Below are 15563 nucleotides of genomic sequence, written 5' to 3' on the forward strand. Positions count from 1 at the left end.
CAAAAAAAAGCGGGAAGCTCATTACCTCCCACTAGTTAAAAATAATTTATTTAATATTCGCAAAATGTTCTAAGGTTCCTACCATGTTAGACACAAATCCATACTCGTTATCGTACCAAGCAACGGTTTTGACTAATTGTCCCTTAGAGCCTTCAATTACTTTGGTTTGAGTGGCATCAAAAATTGAGCCAGCTGGTACTCCAATAACGTCTGAAGAAACGATTTCATCTTCATTATATAAGAATGCCTCATTCGAAGCTTCTTTCATTGCAGCGTTTACTTCTTCCACTGTTACCTCTTTATCCAAAACAGAATACAATTCGGTCATTGATCCCGTAATAGTCGGAATGCGGACAGCAGTTCCGTCAATTTTTCCTTCTAATTCAGGAATAACTTTTCCTACTGCTTTAGCAGCACCTGTTGAAGCCGGAATAGCATTTTGTGCTCCTGCACGGTTTTTACGTCCACCTGGTGAATCTTGTAATGCTTGTGATGCTGTATAAGCATGAATTGTTGACATCAAAGCACTATTGATGCCATATTTTTTGTTCAGTACATTGGCCATTGGTGCCAAACAATTCGTGGTGCAAGATGCTGCAGAAACGATTTTGTCATTTTCATCAAGCGAATCATGATTTACACCATAAACGATTGTTTTCGTATTGTCTACTTCTGCTCCCGCAGCTTTTACTGGAGCTGAGATTAATACTCGTTTTGCGCCTGCATCCAAGTGAGCCTGTGATTTTTTCGCTGAAGTATAGAAGCCGGTACATTCCAAAACGATGTCGATTCCTAAATCACCCCACGGCAAATTACTTGCATCTTTTTCTTCAAACGATTTGATCTCTTTTCCATCTACCACGATCGCGTCGTTCCCAACTTCTACATTATATGGAAAACGTCCTTGTGAGGTATCGTATTTTAACAAATAAACCAAGTCCTCATTACTCGTCAAATCATTGATTGCAACAACCTCTAAGTCTGTATCTTTTTCCAACATCCGACGCAATGCCAAACGCCCAATACGTCCAAATCCATTAATCGCTACTTTTATTGACATGAATATTTCCTCCTTTTTTATTTGTATCTATTTTCATGGTAACGCTTCTTTAATAAAATTTCCAATTGTTTGCATTATTCATTTTGGTTTGATTCCATTTGTCTGTTTTTAGTGCTAACAATAGAGAATTTAGTATGATTCTCTAATTTAAAAAATTAAATTCTTTCGAAATCAGCTTCTGCATTTTTGAAAACAGTCCAAATTTCTATACATTCATAGAAACAGTCTACGATTATAAGCAAGGTATTTTAACAAAGTAAAATTAAATGTTACTATAAATTTAACTTATATAGCTTCGGTGCTCTAAATTTTTAGTCTAGTTAGTTAGATACCTTAAGGAGGAGATAGTGTGAAAAGTTACATTCGTTTTGGTTTAATGATTTTGACCTCTACTGTTGTGATGTATTTTTTAATGTTCTTCAATATTTTTGAACTGTCTCATTTTACGTTTAGTGAAACTCGAGTCTATATGTCTATCATGATGGGATCCGTAATGGCTATTATCATGCTACTGTTTATGTGGAAAATGTATCAAAAGAAAAAATTGAATTACATTATTTTAGGCGTTTCTATTCTTACGTTTGGTATTTCACTTTGGTTGGTAAGAAGTCAAGCAACTATTGATGATTCTTCTTGGATGAAAGCAATGATTCCTCATCACTCAATTGCTATCCTAACCAGTGAACGAGCAGATGTATCTGATCCTCGTGTACAAGAACTAAGGGATACCATTATTAAAACTCAAAAAGAGGAAATTGCAGAAATGAAAAAACTAATCGAAGACATTGAAGAGAATGGAGAAACAGAGTAAAATTCTGATTTATCTTTGCTTAGTCCTATTGCTAACCAAGACAACAACTTTTAGATATATACCAGTCAATTCAAAAAAGTCTGCAGGAGTCAATGACTTCTACAGACTTTTTTTTATCTCTATAGAGAAAAAAAGTCAAATCTACTCCGTGTCTCATTGAAACATTATCTGTGATTGCTAGTTACTTGGCCCATTAAGAACTAAATAAAGAATTAAAAAGAATTAGAAGCACATGTTATCCGTGGTAGACTCTAATAAGCAATCCCTTTGATTTTTGACCTTTGTTTATAAAAAAGAAGATAAGAACCTCACATATTCTTTTGGATAAAAGGACGCGTGGGATTCTTATATAAATAAAACTTATTATTTTTCGATAGAAACTCGAATATTTCTTACTATTATCATTAAACGTTATATATCAACTGTTTAGAAAGCTCCTGTCTCCCTATTTCCTTTCTTATCATGTTTTGTTCCAACCAATTCGATTCAATTATCCAACTCAACCGAATCGGATATATAATACTGCCAGCCTCTTTTAGTCGCATAATCATGGACATCTTTAGCCAGCTCTTTTTTTGTAGAGTATTCAAGCAAATAGATCTCTTTCCCAGCTTTATCAACTGTATCTAAATAATTTAAGTAGTAGGTTTGATTTTCTTTTGTTTGAGTACTCAGCTTATCTTCCTCAAAATCAATAGCTGAAAAGACGGTTTCTTGGTTTACACCAGTCAAAATATCATCTATTTGCTGATTTTGCTGTAAATATGCACTAACAAATTCATTTCCTCCATTAATAAGGACCGGTTTGCCATAGCTCATGAGTGTCTTTAAAATCTTTTCCACTCCAATATACGTTTCTTTTGTTTGAAATTGCCAGTATACATCTACATTATCGATCCAAAAGCCATCAATTCCCTTATCAAGTAGTTCGTTAGCTAAAGTAACGGCACTAAATTTTTGCCAGTCTTCATTGGTTACATCGACCCAATATTCTTCTTCCCAATTTTCATAAGGCCTCAAAGTAAGATACTGAAATTCTTCATAGTAAGGCCTGTAAGTTTCCAATGATCCTACATTTAAATAACTATAAACTTTTTGTCCTCGATCTTGCATCTCAGTAATTTCTGCTTCGGAGAGATTTTGTGCATCAATAATGACCGTTTCGTAACCTTCACTAGCTTCGATTGCTTCACTTCCATCTAAACTCAAAAATACACCATAATCACCTGTATTTTCGAGTTTACTGTTGCTTTTTCCTTCTAAATTTGCACAACCTGTTACTCCTAAAATAACCATTGCTCCTATCAAAAAGCGTATTGCAGTAGTTTTCATGTAATGGCCCCTTTATCTCTCTTACTATCTATTTTAATCTAAACTAAAATCCAATTCCGGTCCTGTTGGAACGATGCCGGTCGGATTGATATTTTTATGACTGCGGTAGTAATGGTCTTTGATATGTTTAAAGTTCACTGTTTCCGCTATTCCTGGCCAGTTGTATAATTCTCGTGTGTAGCGCCATAGGTTTTTGTACTCTGTAATGCGTTTGATATTGCATTTAAAATGACCGTGATAAACACTGTCAAAACGAATCAGCGTAGTGAATAAACGCCAGTCTGCTTCCGTAATTTGCTCCCCAACTAAGTAACGATTCTCTTCTAGGCGCTCTTCAAGTTCATCTAACGCAGCAAATAAATTCATCACTTCTTCTTGATAAACTTCTTGCTTCGTAGCAAATCCAGCTTTGTACACTCCATTATTAACTGCATGATACACTTTCTCATTGATCGCATCAATTTCTGGACGCAATGCTTCAGGATAATAATCGCCTTCCTTTGCACCGACGTCATCAAATGCGGAATTTAAGATACGCATGATTTCAGAAGACTCATTATTTACAATTTTATTTTGTTTCAAGTCATATAAAACAGGCACAGTCACTCGTCCACTATAACCTGATTCCACATGCGTATAGACTTCATAAAGAAAATTTGCATCAATGACTGGATCCGGAATCACCCCTTCTTCTGATTCAAATGTCCAACCATTTTCGGCCATCAAAAGATTCACAATAGATACCGATATCATCTCTTCTAACCCTTTTAGGTTAAGCATGATTAATGCACGGTTTGCCCAAGGACACGCCAACGCTACGTACAAATGATAACGTCCAGGTTCTGCTTTAAAGCCGGCTTCACCAGTTGGTCCAGCACTTCCATCCGGCGTGATCCAATTGCGGAATTGTGATTCCTGACGAATGAATCTCCCTCCATTGCCTTCTGTGTCGTACCATTGATCATGCCATTTACCATCTACTAATAATCCCATTGTTATTCCCCTTTCAACTGCTGATCTTTGTCGCTTATATTATTTGTCTTCTCTTTTATTATAGGTAGAGCTTAATTTATAATCCAGGAATCGGTTCAACTAACAAAGCTTTATGATTCGTGTCGTAATAAATCACTTGCTTCAACACTAAATCACTCGTCCAAAAAGGAACACCAGCTTTTTCAATCTCTTGCTTATTTAAACTCATATTTACTCTCTCCTTTTAATGAATGATTCTTCGGTTACACTTTTGGCTGTTCAACTTCAACCGTAACCATTTCTTGATAGTTTGTGCCCCATTCCTTCATCGCATCTAAAATTGGTTTTAAACTATTGCCTAATTCCGTCAATGTATACTCTACACGTGGAGGGACTTCTGCAAAAATTTCACGATCAACCAACCCATCTTCTTCCATAGACCGTAAATGTGACGTCAAAACTTTTGCCGAAACCGTTCCAATAGCTTTTCTTAATTCACCAAATCGTTTAGTGCCATCTAACAGCTCTCTTAATATCATTACTTTCCAGCGATCATTTATCAACAATAATGTCGTCTCTACTGGACAAGCTACAACTTTGTTACGCATAGAAACCCTGTCCTTTCACATTAGTTACTTATTAGTCACTAAGTAACTCCAAAGTACTTACTTTACATAAGTTACTTAGAGTCCTATTATAATAGTAGAACTTGAAAGAAACAAGCTAAGAATCTAACTAGTAGGAAGGTTGATACCAAATGAAGTACTTATTAACAGGCGCAACAGGAGAACTAGGCACTTATGCCTTACATTATTTAAAAGAACAAGTTGAGTTAAATGAAATTGTGGTATTAGCACGAACAGAAGAAAAAGCTGCTATACTGCGTGAACATGGAGTTGAGGTTCGTATTTGTGATTTTGGCGACTATGCAAGTTTGATTGAGGCATTCAACGGCATCGATCGTTTATTATTTGTTTCCTCACAACCTGGTGCAGCAGTTTCACGCGGTGAGCAGCACAAAAATGTTGTAAATGCTGCTAAAAAGACTGGCATTTCATTTATTGCCTATACAAGTTTCCCTAAAGGTGCTGAATCCAAAAGTCCTTTAGCTCAAGACCATATTTTAACGGAACAATTAATTTCTGAATCCAACATTTCCCACACTTTTTTACGCAACAACTGGTATATAGAAAACGAAAAGGACACACTAAATGCTGCAGTAGCTGGCCACCCTTTTACGTACTCTGCTGGAGACGGCAAAACGGGTTGGGCGTTAAAACGTGAATATGCCGAAGCTGCTGTCAATGTCTTAACTGGACAAGCATCAACACCAGAAGTACTTGAATTATCAGGCAATCCTATTACTTATGTAGAATTAGCAGAAGCTCTTAAAATTGCTAGTGGAACAGCATTTGAGGTCATTAAAATGAATGATAGTGATTATCAAACTGCATTAACTAATAATGCCATCCCTGAGTCAGTTGTCGGGTTCATCTTAATGATTCAAAATGATATTCGTAATGGAGAATTGGATGTTATGTCAGATGATTTTGAACAAACGCTAGGCAAACCATTGACACCACTAGTTGATGCTTTAAAAGAGTTCTTACAAAAATAACAGTTTATAAGTAGTTTTATTCTTCAATCATGTAGAGAAAAATAAGAAGAAACTTTTAATAAAGTTTCTTCTTGTTTATTTTCCATTCGATCATCATAACCATTGAAGCTTAATTTACTAATGCTGATTTCTAAAGAGCGAGTTAAAAACTCACTCTTTTTATTTTGGTTTATTATATAAGGATTATATTAGGACTCCTTAATCATTGATTTATACTCATTAATAATTTTAATCCCTGAACTTGTTCCTAATCGTTCAGCACCAGCTTTCACCATTGCCTTGGCAGTTTCAAAGTCCCGTATTCCCCCTGCTGCTTTCACTTTGACGTCTAATCCAACTGCCTCTTTCATAAGCTTTACATCTTCTACTGTAGCTCCGCTAGTACCAAAACCAGTTGATGTTTTCACAAAATTAGGTTTCACTCTTTTAGCAATTTCACAAACAGCTATTTTTTCTTCAACTGTTAGATAACAATTTTCTAAGATCACTTTACTTAAAACATGATTTATTTGACAAATAGCTACGATTTCTTTCATTTCTTGTTCAATATAGGCTAAGTTACCGTCTTTTAATTCACTAATATTGATTACATAGTCGATTTCATCTGCCCCATTTTTGATGGCATCCGTGACTTCAAAAATTTTTGTAGCCATGGTGGTCTGCCCCAATGGAAAACCAATCGCTGCTCCTACATGAACTGGACTTTCTTTTAGCAATTCTCTACATAGAGAAACAGGCGCTGAATTGATAGCCACCATTTTAAACCCATATTCATCAGCTTCTTGACACAATTTTTCAAATCCAGCTTTCTTTGCATCAGCTTTTAATAAAGTGTGATCCACCATATTTGCTAATTCGTTTACGCTTAATTGAAATGTCATTTTTTATTCCTCCCTAATTGAATTCGGTTTCATTTTACCACAACTAATAAATTAGTGTTCTCTTGGCTATAGAATAAAACATATTAGTCGCATACAAAAAAGAACCGCTAAAGCGATTCTTTTTTATTTTACGAGATGACTTTTCCAGTCATTTCCTCATAATCTTTATTCATGATGTCCCAAGATTTTTCAATGTCATCATCTAATCCAAATAAACCACTGCGCCCCACAATATAAATATCGGGATTAGCTGCATCAATTTTCTTAAATGTTTTTCGATTGGAAGATCCGTCCATTTCAATAACATAATGATAACCATTTTCTTCACGTAATTCTCTCAAAGCAACTATTTTATCTAGTGTACTATCAATAAAACGTTGTCCAGCAAAACCAGGATCAACGGTCATAATGGTAATTTTATCCACTAATTCAATATAAGGAAATATTGTCTCAATAGGCGTTTCAGGATTTAACACTACTCCTGCTTTTAATCCCGCATCTTGTATTTGATCAATCAATCGAAATGCCAATCCATCCAGGACTTCTGCATGCATGCAAATCCATTCACATTTTAAATCCACTAGTTGTTGAACCCAAAAACTTGGATCTGTAACCATAAGATGGGCAGACATAGGCAAGTCACTTATTTTTCGCACTTCTTCGATAAACCATGGAGACAATGTAATGTTAGGAACATAATGCCCATCCATAATATCAATATGGTATGAGTCTACATGATTATTTAAAAAGGTGATTTGTTCTTTAAATCTATCCAAGTCCATTGTCATTAATGACGGTGACACTTCTACTTTTTTCATACTTTATCTTTCCTCCATCTATTTTAATTATTTCACAAAATTTTTGCAGATACTTATTAGAAAATTTGGATATCATCTAGGTCAATATCTGCTTCTTCAACTTCTGATTGCATATTCATATCGTCTTGTGTCACATTTTTCTTAATTAAAGCTAACGTTACTCCTGTTACAAGAATGTTTACTACCAGTGCCGCAACTCCTGCCCACGGTCTAGACATCGTCGGAATCATCAATACTCCTCCAAATGGTACAGTTGCATCTGCTCCTAATACCATAGACACTGCTCCGCCGGCTGCTCCACCGATAGCTGTTGCAATTACACCACGAACAATATCATTCATAACGATTGGAATGACACCTTCAACAATGTTAATAACGCCCATTGGAACTGCTGATTTCAATGTTTCAACTTCTACTGGTGTATAAATATTTTTTCTGAACAATTTTGCTATAAAATAGGCTAATCCAAAACCGATTGGTGTTGCTGTATTTACTAATTGTAATGCTGTTATTGGACCATTCAGACCTTCTGCTTGCATGGTCAATACAAATGCAAATACAGTTTTATTAATAGGTCCACCATAGTCAACCCCACTCAATAACCCTATAACTCCACCAAATAATAGCAATGAAGAAGATCCTAAACTATCTAAAGCATTTGTCAATAAAGATGTAAAAGCGGCAATTGGCAAACCAATAATGTAAATCATCATCAAACCACCAATAACTGACGTTAAAAATGGAATAATCAAAGTTGGCATTAATCCTTTAGCCCACTTAGGTACTTTAACGTATTTTAAAGTAGCCATCACAAGGTAGCCGGCTAAGTATCCTCCCAAAAGTCCTCCAATAAATCCAGCCCCAATTGCGTTAGCTGTTAATCCAATGATAAAACCTGGCGCTATCCCTGGCTTTCCTGCAATTGAGTAAGCAATTCCTGTAGCTATAACTACAGGCAACAGGCCTAATCCTGCTCCACCCATTGTTGCAAAAGCATCCCAAATAGAGAATTCACCTTGGATCAATTGAGGTTGACTAGTACCTCCAAAAGCCATACCAATTGCGATTAAAAAACCTGCACCACAAACAATTGGAATCAAATATGAAATCGCTGTCAATAAATGACCTTTAAGATTCAATTCTTTAATTTTTTTCATTTTCCTTCCTCCTATACAGCTTCTCGATTACTTTGTTCAACAATTTCTACCGCTTTTTCAATTAATTTATTGGGTGATTTAATTGCGACTTCCGTTGGAACTTGAATCATTCTTTTCCCGTCGAATCTTTCACGTCCAGAAATTTTCACATCCACTGCTAAAATAACCACATCTGCTTCTGCAATTTGTTCTGCAGTTAATTCATTTTCTATTCCTATTGTTCCCTGTGTTTCAATGGTAATATCGTAACCTGCTTTTTTTGCAGCATTTTCTAATTTTTCTTGTGCAATGTACGTATGAGCGATTCCAACTGTACATGCTGCTACTCCTACTATTTTCATATTCTCTCTCCTTTTTAATTACTAAAAGCATCTTCTACATCTTCAGCTTTTTTTGACTGTAATAACTTTTCAACTACTTCGTCATTCCCTAACTTTCTTGCAAATAATGATAATAATTTCAAATGATTTTGAGCTCCTTCATTGTCATTGCCTACAGCAAAAAGTATGATTCCCTTTACTCCTTTGCCATCTAATGTTTCCCAAGGAATTTCTTCTTCAATGATTCCAATAGCTACTCCTATTTTCTTCACGAAATTACTTTTCCCGTGAGGAATAGCAATATAACCACCAATTCCAGTTTGTCCCTCTGCTTCTCTAGCGTAAATATCTTTCATAAAACCATCAACATCAGTAATGTATTCATTTTTTAACAATAATTCAGTTAATTCTTTCAATGCTTCATCTTTAGTTTTAGAACGCATCTTGGTTTTGATTGTTTTTAAATCGACAATATTTTTTACTTCCATTTTCTATCTCTCTCCTCTCATTTTTAAAAATTAGTTATTTTGCAGAACAACTTCTGCCGCTTTTTCAATTAATTTATTTGGTGATTTAATTGCAATTTCTGTTGGAACTTGAATGATTCTTTTTCCGTCAAATCTTTCACGACCAGAAATTTTTACATCTACTGCTAAAATAACCACATCTGCCTTTGAAATCTGTTCTGCAGTTAATTCATTTTCTATCCCAATAGTTCCTTGTGTTTCAATGACGATTTCATATCCGGATTTTTTTGCGGCATTTTCTAATTTTTCTTGTGCGATATACGTGTGTGCGATCCCAACTGTACATGCTGCTACTCCTACTATTTTCATCATTCTTCCTCCTAAATTTTTATTATTTCTTTTTCAAAAACTTTTTTATCTGTAATTTCTAACAACCGATCTAAATAGTCTTCATCTGCTAATGTCTTTGAAAATAACGAAATTTTTTTCTTTATTTGGTCAATCTCATTTTTCTTCAATAATAGGACAATCAACAACTGGATATCTTTTGTCTGACAATCCCACATTGCTATAGGTTTTACTAATCGAATAAATAGTATTCGACTTTTGTTTACTTGATTGCTTTCTATATGAGGCAATAGCACATGATGCGCAATTAAAGTGCTGCCTACCTGTTCTCTTTCAATCAGTTGCTTTATTATTTCGTCTTTTTGAGAGTCTTCACCCTGACAGACCATTTCAGAGATAAAAGAATAGACTTCTTCTTTTGTCCTCAACTCACGATTAAAATGAACTTCATAGAATAAATTAGCGTCCATGGTAAATCTCCTCTATTTTTTTCTGAAGTCTCTTCTGATCATCAATCGTAAACATTGCACTCACTAATAAATACGGAATAGGCCTGTTATCTTCAATATGGACGGTACTTAAAATCAATTCAACATCTTCGTATTTCTCTTTAAACAGTTGCATATTTCGTGAGGCTATTACATCTACAATTTCTATTTCAGGAAATTTCTTTGCTACTTTTGCTCTTAAAAGTTCTGATGTTCCAATACCTGTAGTACACATGATAAGTGTTTTTATAGGTTGTTGATATTGGCTTGTCTCAATAATCTTTGCAAAATAAAGAGTGATAAAGCCATTTTCATCATCATTTATAATTGGCAAGCTGAATTTTTCACTTACAAAGTTAGATACGTTAGTCACTTCCAAAAATATTTCTTCATAAGCTACCTTAATTTGATTCAACAAGTTGTTTTTAACTCTAATTTTGTGTTCTAACCGATTAAGCATTGGTTTGATATGATTGGCTAAATCAATAAATATAGACTGACTTTCGATATCAATACCTAATTTGATACTCATTTCTTCAATATATACTTTAGTCATTTGGATAACTTTTGGTGAAAAAGTAGACGTTTTAGCTAGTGAGCCTTGCATCCTTGATGAAACTAGATATTGGTAAAGAAAATAAATTTCAATATCCGGTAAATTACTGTTTAAATATTTTTCAATATTGTTAACAGTAACTTTTGCAACCTGATACAAAATACTATCTCTCTTCATATTTTCCATTTCTTCATTAGTGATTTTATCCGTAAACAGTAATGCTGGGATTTTTCTTGAACGACTGAGCAGTATATATAAATGCGAAAAAATGTTTACATTATACGGATAGGGAATGGTTATTTCTAGCTCTTTTTCAATGATCCTTAATTGATCTAATATAAACAAAACATCGTACTTATTGAAATTAAGTTCTTGATTACTTTTCAAATCGTCAATATCAATAATATTAAATATTTCAATACTATCTTTGATGGCCTTTCTAATATTAACTTCTTCCCCTAATACAGCTAACGTTCTGTTTTTTCTTTCTAAAGTCAAGTTATACTTTTTAAGTTCTTCACTCATAATTTGTTCATCATTGAAAATAACTGAGTCTCCTACATAATAGTTGCTAAATAATTGATAGATATTTAAAGGTTTTGGCGAAGACAACAATAATTCTTCCATGATTCGTTTGCGTCTCTCGTTAGTAGAAAATTGATTTTCCTTGTATTTCTTGCTACTTTTTTGATAGTTGATAAACTTTTCGTGATCTAATTTATACCCTCTTCCTTTTTCAGATAGAATTAAAGGATTGTCCACATATTCCTCGTTAATTTTTTTAATCAAACGATAGACTGTTTTTTTAGAAACAGTTAATATTTCTGTTAAATCTTCTGAAGTAACGTAATCTTGATTTTTAGAAAGAAACAGTAACAGCTTTTGTTCACGACTATTGGTTGAACTCAAAGCCACCCCTCCTTGTTGTATTTATAGTAACCTAGTTTAAAGAAAACGCTTCCCTGAAAATTGACCGTTGCAATGGTCATTTTATTAATGCACCTAAAAGATCTAATTTAGTAAAAATGACTCGTCTTAAAGAAAAATCATTTGCCACTTATTTTGATTTCATTTAATTGATAGTAATTTTAATATCAAGATTAAAAGATGACGGCTTTAACTCCGAAAGAAACTCGGGTTAAAGCCGTCATATAATTAATTTACTTATTTTTTTTAATTGTTTGTGAAATGCAGTTTAACTAAACAAGCTTTTTTATAATTCGTGAAAAACAGGGGTCATTTTATCAAAAGTACAAAACTGAGTATAACCGATATCTTTTAATATTTTTTTAGCTTCTCTAATGTTAAAACCTAGATGTTCTGGTTTATGACTATCACTGCCAATCGTAATAATTTTACCGCCAAGTTCGTGATATAGTTTTAGGATTTCTATGGAAGGTGTCAATCCGTTAATCTCATAACGACTAGAGGACGTATTTACTTCTATTCCTTTATTATTTGCTATAACTACTTTTAATATTTCTTTTATTTTATCTTTATTGTACTCAAACCTATCGACTTCTTTATCTAAATAGCGTCTCACTAAGTCCATATGCCCCAACACACTATAATTTTTATAAGTAGTGACCAATTGATACATTTCATCGTAATATCTATCATAACTTTCTTTATGAGTATGTCCTTTTTGAAATTCTCCTGTCCAAAATTCTTTGTTTTCAATTTGATGTACCGATAATAAAATGAAATCAAAAACTTGAGACTGGTAAAGTTTTTCAAATTGAGGTATCGTATGGACCTGCATACCAAATTCCAATCCTTTTTTTATGTTTATCTCTTTTTCATATTTCTTAGCAAGTTTATCTAGCTCTGCAAAATATAAATTATAATGAACATTTTTAACCTCTTTATTCTTACCTACTTGAAATTCTTCCCCTGGTTTCCAATCGGGTTTAACCCCATAATCAACATGATCTGTAAAACAAATGTCTTTTAATCCCAATTGAATAGCATCTTTTACAACATCCTCCATTAAATACCAAGAGTCGTCACTGTAATCACTATGCACATGATAATCTGCATAAACCATCTAAAAACCTCCTTTAAATTCTCACTATTTTGTTTATTTCCTCTTTTTTCTATGTGATAGTTTTTCATCACTTTTCGTATTTTGTTTACTTAATAACCTAAAAAGTATAGCAGGCTTTTCAATTATAATCGTATCATTCGGAAGATATTTTGTCACTTTAACATTTAACCTGCCACAAAAAAGAGAAGGTTTTAAGAAACGGACTTCTTAAGACCTTCTCCATAAAGTTTATTCACTAACTGAGAACTATATAATGTATAAAGTAAGTGGTATAGATACTATTTCTCATTTTTTTGTAAACGTATTTATATTCTAATTTCCATTCTTCTATTTACAAAAGGGATGTAGAGTTCTAAACTAACGAATGTTAGAAGTAGAATACACAACGAATGGATCTGAAGTGAAATGAATAAAAGCGAAAAAATTAGTGATAAAGGATGGATAAGAAAAATAGATTCCATCAGTTTGGAAGAAGTCAATAGTTCAGTAAAAGTTCCACTAACAAATGCTTCTTTTTTAAGAAAGTTACTTGCTTTTATGGGACCTGGTGCATTAGTGGCGGTTGGGTATGTTGATCCAGGTAACTGGGCGACCTCTATAGAGGGTGGATCTAAATTTGGTTATACCTTATTGAGTGTCATATTGGTTGCTAGCCTAGTCGCAACCTTGATGCAAGAAATGGCTGCACGTTTAGGAATTGCCACAAGTATGGATCTAGCTCAAGCAACTAGTGCTTCTGTCGGAAAAAAAACTTCTTTTTTCTTATGGATTTTAACAGAAGTCGCCATTATTGCTACTGATATTGCTGAAGTTATTGGTTCTGCTATCGCACTAAAACTGTTATTTAACATTCCGATTCTTTTAGGTGTGACAATCACAACGTTAGATGTGCTTTTGTTGCTTTTACTGCAGAAACGCAGTTTTCGTATTATTGAAAGTGTCGTCATAGTCTTAATGGCAACAATATTTATCATTTTTGCATATGAAATTTTATTATCTAATCCAAATGTCACCGATCTAGTTGATGGTTATCTACCAAGTTCAGAAATTATCACGAATCCTTCAATCCTATTTGTAGGTTTAGGAATATTAGGTGCAACCGTTATGCCCCACAATCTCTATTTGCATTCTTCAATCATTCAGACAAGAAATTACGAACGTACAGAAAAAGGAAAAAAAGAAGCAGTGACATTTGCTCGAATCGATTCTATCTTTTCCTTGACTATTGCTTTTTTGATTAATTCGATGATTTTAATTTTAGGTGCCTCAGCTTTTTACGGTAACGGTCAAGTTGTCAGTGGAATAGAAGATGCCTATGCTTTACTTGCACCATCTATTGGCGCATCTATAGCGAGCACCTTATTTGCCATTGCTTTATTAGCTTCTGGTCAAAATTCGACCATCACGGGAACACTAAGCGGTCAAATCGTCATGGAAGGCTTTATTCATTTAAGAGTTAAACCCTGGGTACGCCGAATTATTACAAGATTACTAGCTGTGATCCCAGTATTTATTGTGACCATTATTGCCGGAGAAAACGGGACTACCGATCTTTTAATATTCAGTCAGGTTATTTTAAGTATGCAACTCCCCTTTGCACTCGTTCCACTGGTTTTATTTACCAGTGATAAAGATAAAATGGGAAGTTTCGTAAACTCAACTTTGGTCAAAATAGTGGCTTGGACAGCTACTGTTATCATTATTTGTTTAAACGTTTATTTAATCATCTATACATTGATTGCCCTATAACCATTTTCTTATTCCTTTAGTGCTGAAATAGGACTACTTCATCATTTAAAGATCTCAGCGATTAAAAAGACTACAGCTAATTAAACTAGCTATAGTCTTTTTAGTCTTTTTAGTCTTTTTAGTCTTTTTAGTCTTTTTAGTCTTTTTAGTCTTTTTAGTCTTTCAACATTTTTAATATATAGGCTACTGTCAATTTCGTCTACTAAATTCTCTACGCACTTTTGCAATGATGAATGTTGCAATAAAAAGCATAATCCCTACTTTGTTAAAAAGCAAAAATACATTTAGCAAATCACCAAAAGAGGTCAACGGATAATAACCACTCAACAAAAGAATGGGGAATACCGTAAGCAGCATTGTTATGTAGTGAATCATAATTTGTTTAGGGAAATTCCAACGGTTAACTTCATATATCACACTCGCTATTCCCAAAAATAAAATAATCAATCCGTTAAAGAAAAATGTTCTAGCATCCGTTGTTGATCCTTGAAAGTAATTCCATAAAGACATCATGAACATAATACTAAATGGAATAGTTCCTCTAATTAACCCTTTAAATAAAAGCTTCATTTAAATCTCCTTTCGAACCTCTTTAGGTCTTTTTTTGTACTTATCCTTGAATGTTTAGCCAATACTGACTACCATCACTAGTCCTTTTGAAAAAATTAAAGGTAATCAAATATCTTCTCTGTTCAACGTACTCACCTGCTGGATAAACATTAAGTAACTCCGCATTAATTTCTTTCTCTGAATATATCTTTCCTTGTTCGAATCTGGTGATGAATTCCGATAATAATATGTATTTCTTTTTTTCTTTTGCCGGCACTTTAGTTACTTTATCATTTTTCATAAAGTTCGTGACCACGTTTTCCTTTTCTTGTTGTGTGTATTGATACCTCATAAGTCATTTCTCCTTCTTAAAAATTCCTTTTTGATTTA

General features: G+C 33.8%; 19 protein-coding genes. 3 read left to right on the forward strand and 16 right to left on the reverse strand.

Annotated features, from left to right (window positions below):
• Positions 1–46: 46 nt before the first annotated feature.
• Positions 47–1060 (reverse strand): type I glyceraldehyde-3-phosphate dehydrogenase, encoded by a 1014-nt coding sequence (gene gap, locus ACKI3H_RS08060; protein WP_023179418.1) that lies wholly within the window; start codon positions 1058–1060, stop codon positions 47–49.
• A gap of 349 nt (positions 1061–1409) precedes the next feature.
• Between gap and ACKI3H_RS08065 the strand changes: the two genes are divergently transcribed.
• A complete protein-coding gene (locus ACKI3H_RS08065) occupies positions 1410–1871 on the forward strand; it encodes a DUF305 domain-containing protein (protein ID WP_407371762.1) in 462 nt (153 codons plus the stop codon).
• Positions 1872–2357: 486 nt separating this feature from the next.
• On the opposite strand, the gene ACKI3H_RS08070 is transcribed toward ACKI3H_RS08065, so the two are convergent.
• The 4 genes from ACKI3H_RS08070 to ACKI3H_RS08085 form a co-directional block, all read right to left on the reverse strand.
• Complete coding sequence (locus tag ACKI3H_RS08070) at positions 2358–3203, reverse strand: endo alpha-1,4 polygalactosaminidase (RefSeq protein WP_407371763.1); 846 nt, start codon at positions 3201–3203, stop codon at positions 2358–2360.
• A gap of 33 nt (positions 3204–3236) precedes the next feature.
• Positions 3237–4196, reverse strand: coding sequence for a glutathione S-transferase family protein (locus ACKI3H_RS08075; RefSeq protein ID WP_407371764.1), 960 nt, complete (start codon positions 4194–4196; stop codon positions 3237–3239).
• Positions 4197–4272: 76 nt separating this feature from the next.
• Positions 4273–4404: a DUF1398 family protein gene (locus ACKI3H_RS08080; protein ID WP_407371765.1), complete on the reverse strand. Its 132-nt coding sequence runs from the start codon at positions 4402–4404 to the stop codon at positions 4273–4275.
• A 34-nt stretch (positions 4405–4438) separates the two neighbouring features.
• Positions 4439–4783, reverse strand: a complete 345-nt coding sequence (locus ACKI3H_RS08085) for a winged helix-turn-helix transcriptional regulator (RefSeq protein WP_407371766.1) — start codon at positions 4781–4783, stop codon at positions 4439–4441.
• A 149-nt stretch (positions 4784–4932) separates the two neighbouring features.
• On the opposite strand from ACKI3H_RS08085, the gene ACKI3H_RS08090 reads away from it, so the two are divergent.
• Entirely contained in the window at positions 4933–5793 is an 861-nt protein-coding gene (locus ACKI3H_RS08090; RefSeq protein ID WP_407371767.1) for an NAD(P)H-binding protein, read from the forward strand.
• Positions 5794–5981: 188 nt separating this feature from the next.
• Here ACKI3H_RS08090 and deoC read toward each other — a convergent pair whose 3' ends face one another.
• The 9 genes from deoC to ACKI3H_RS08135 form a co-directional block, all read right to left on the reverse strand.
• Positions 5982–6674: a deoxyribose-phosphate aldolase gene (gene deoC / locus ACKI3H_RS08095; protein ID WP_407371768.1), complete on the reverse strand. Its 693-nt coding sequence runs from the start codon at positions 6672–6674 to the stop codon at positions 5982–5984.
• Between the two features lie 128 nt (positions 6675–6802).
• Entirely contained in the window at positions 6803–7492 is a 690-nt protein-coding gene (gene alsE / locus ACKI3H_RS08100; RefSeq protein ID WP_407371769.1) for a D-allulose 6-phosphate 3-epimerase, read from the reverse strand.
• 56 nt (positions 7493–7548) lie between these two features.
• Positions 7549–8649: a PTS fructose transporter subunit IIC gene (locus ACKI3H_RS08105; RefSeq protein WP_407371770.1), complete on the reverse strand. Its 1101-nt coding sequence runs from the start codon at positions 8647–8649 to the stop codon at positions 7549–7551.
• An 11-nt stretch (positions 8650–8660) separates the two neighbouring features.
• Positions 8661–8990 carry a PTS fructose transporter subunit IIB gene (locus ACKI3H_RS08110; RefSeq protein WP_407371771.1) on the reverse strand — a complete coding sequence of 110 codons (330 nt, stop codon included), beginning with the start codon at positions 8988–8990 and terminating at the stop codon, positions 8661–8663.
• Between the two features lie 14 nt (positions 8991–9004).
• The gene (locus ACKI3H_RS08115) at positions 9005–9457 is read right to left on the reverse strand and encodes a fructose PTS transporter subunit IIA (RefSeq protein WP_407371772.1); all 453 of its coding nucleotides are present in this window, start codon (positions 9455–9457) and stop codon (positions 9005–9007) included.
• 30 nt (positions 9458–9487) lie between these two features.
• Positions 9488–9805: a PTS fructose transporter subunit IIB gene (locus tag ACKI3H_RS08120; RefSeq protein WP_407371773.1), complete on the reverse strand. Its 318-nt coding sequence runs from the start codon at positions 9803–9805 to the stop codon at positions 9488–9490.
• An 11-nt stretch (positions 9806–9816) separates the two neighbouring features.
• Positions 9817–10254 carry a PTS sugar transporter subunit IIA gene (locus tag ACKI3H_RS08125; RefSeq protein ID WP_407371774.1) on the reverse strand — a complete coding sequence of 146 codons (438 nt, stop codon included), beginning with the start codon at positions 10252–10254 and terminating at the stop codon, positions 9817–9819.
• A complete protein-coding gene (locus tag ACKI3H_RS08130; protein ID WP_407371775.1) occupies positions 10244–11737 on the reverse strand; it encodes a BglG family transcription antiterminator in 1494 nt (497 codons plus the stop codon). The genes ACKI3H_RS08125 and ACKI3H_RS08130 overlap by 11 nt, the downstream gene beginning before the upstream one ends.
• Before the next feature lie 304 nt (positions 11738–12041).
• Positions 12042–12875, reverse strand: coding sequence for a histidinol-phosphatase HisJ family protein (locus tag ACKI3H_RS08135; RefSeq protein WP_407371776.1), 834 nt, complete (start codon positions 12873–12875; stop codon positions 12042–12044).
• A 405-nt stretch (positions 12876–13280) separates the two neighbouring features.
• Between ACKI3H_RS08135 and ACKI3H_RS08140 the strand changes: the two genes are divergently transcribed.
• Positions 13281–14624, forward strand: coding sequence for an Nramp family divalent metal transporter (locus ACKI3H_RS08140; RefSeq protein ID WP_407371777.1), 1344 nt, complete (start codon positions 13281–13283; stop codon positions 14622–14624).
• Between the two features lie 189 nt (positions 14625–14813).
• Here the strand turns inward: ACKI3H_RS08140 and ACKI3H_RS08145 are convergent, their stop codons facing one another.
• Positions 14814–15194, reverse strand: coding sequence for a DUF3021 family protein (locus ACKI3H_RS08145; protein WP_407371778.1), 381 nt, complete (start codon positions 15192–15194; stop codon positions 14814–14816).
• Positions 15195–15234: 40 nt separating this feature from the next.
• Entirely contained in the window at positions 15235–15525 is a 291-nt protein-coding gene (locus ACKI3H_RS08150; RefSeq protein WP_407371779.1) for a DUF2087 domain-containing protein, read from the reverse strand.
• Positions 15526–15563 lie beyond the last annotated feature (38 nt).

It is taken from the genome of Carnobacterium sp. (assembly GCF_045617425.1).
GTDB lineage: Bacteria > Bacillota > Bacilli > Lactobacillales > Carnobacteriaceae > Carnobacterium_B.

What these genes read in the sequence shown, in the direction of transcription:
- ACKI3H_RS08115 (WP_407371772.1), bottom strand. Translation starts at nt 9,457, where the DNA reads ATGGAAGTAAAAAATATTGTCGATTTAAAAACAATCAAAACCAAGATG.
- ACKI3H_RS08150 (WP_407371779.1), bottom strand. Translation starts at nt 15,525, where the DNA reads ATGAGGTATCAATACACACAACAAGAAAAGGAAAACGTGGTCACGAAC.
- ACKI3H_RS08125 (WP_407371774.1), bottom strand. Translation starts at nt 10,254, where the DNA reads ATGGACGCTAATTTATTCTATGAAGTTCATTTTAATCGTGAGTTGAGG.
- ACKI3H_RS08075 (WP_407371764.1), bottom strand. Translation starts at nt 4,196, where the DNA reads ATGGGATTATTAGTAGATGGTAAATGGCATGATCAATGGTACGACACA.
- ACKI3H_RS08085 (WP_407371766.1), bottom strand. Translation starts at nt 4,783, where the DNA reads ATGCGTAACAAAGTTGTAGCTTGTCCAGTAGAGACGACATTATTGTTG.
- gap (WP_023179418.1), bottom strand. Translation starts at nt 1,060, where the DNA reads ATGTCAATAAAAGTAGCGATTAATGGATTTGGACGTATTGGGCGTTTG.
- ACKI3H_RS08135 (WP_407371776.1), bottom strand. Translation starts at nt 12,875, where the DNA reads ATGGTTTATGCAGATTATCATGTGCATAGTGATTACAGTGACGACTCT.
- ACKI3H_RS08140 (WP_407371777.1), top strand. Translation starts at nt 13,281, where the DNA reads ATGAATAAAAGCGAAAAAATTAGTGATAAAGGATGGATAAGAAAAATA.
- deoC (WP_407371768.1), bottom strand. Translation starts at nt 6,674, where the DNA reads ATGACATTTCAATTAAGCGTAAACGAATTAGCAAATATGGTGGATCAC.
- ACKI3H_RS08070 (WP_407371763.1), bottom strand. Translation starts at nt 3,203, where the DNA reads ATGAAAACTACTGCAATACGCTTTTTGATAGGAGCAATGGTTATTTTA.
- ACKI3H_RS08105 (WP_407371770.1), bottom strand. Translation starts at nt 8,649, where the DNA reads ATGAAAAAAATTAAAGAATTGAATCTTAAAGGTCATTTATTGACAGCG.
- ACKI3H_RS08110 (WP_407371771.1), bottom strand. Translation starts at nt 8,990, where the DNA reads ATGAAAATAGTAGGAGTAGCAGCATGTACAGTTGGAATCGCTCATACG.
- alsE (WP_407371769.1), bottom strand. Translation starts at nt 7,492, where the DNA reads ATGAAAAAAGTAGAAGTGTCACCGTCATTAATGACAATGGACTTGGAT.
- ACKI3H_RS08090 (WP_407371767.1), top strand. Translation starts at nt 4,933, where the DNA reads ATGAAGTACTTATTAACAGGCGCAACAGGAGAACTAGGCACTTATGCC.
- ACKI3H_RS08145 (WP_407371778.1), bottom strand. Translation starts at nt 15,194, where the DNA reads ATGAAGCTTTTATTTAAAGGGTTAATTAGAGGAACTATTCCATTTAGT.
- ACKI3H_RS08080 (WP_407371765.1), bottom strand. Translation starts at nt 4,404, where the DNA reads ATGAGTTTAAATAAGCAAGAGATTGAAAAAGCTGGTGTTCCTTTTTGG.
- ACKI3H_RS08120 (WP_407371773.1), bottom strand. Translation starts at nt 9,805, where the DNA reads ATGAAAATAGTAGGAGTAGCAGCATGTACAGTTGGGATCGCACACACG.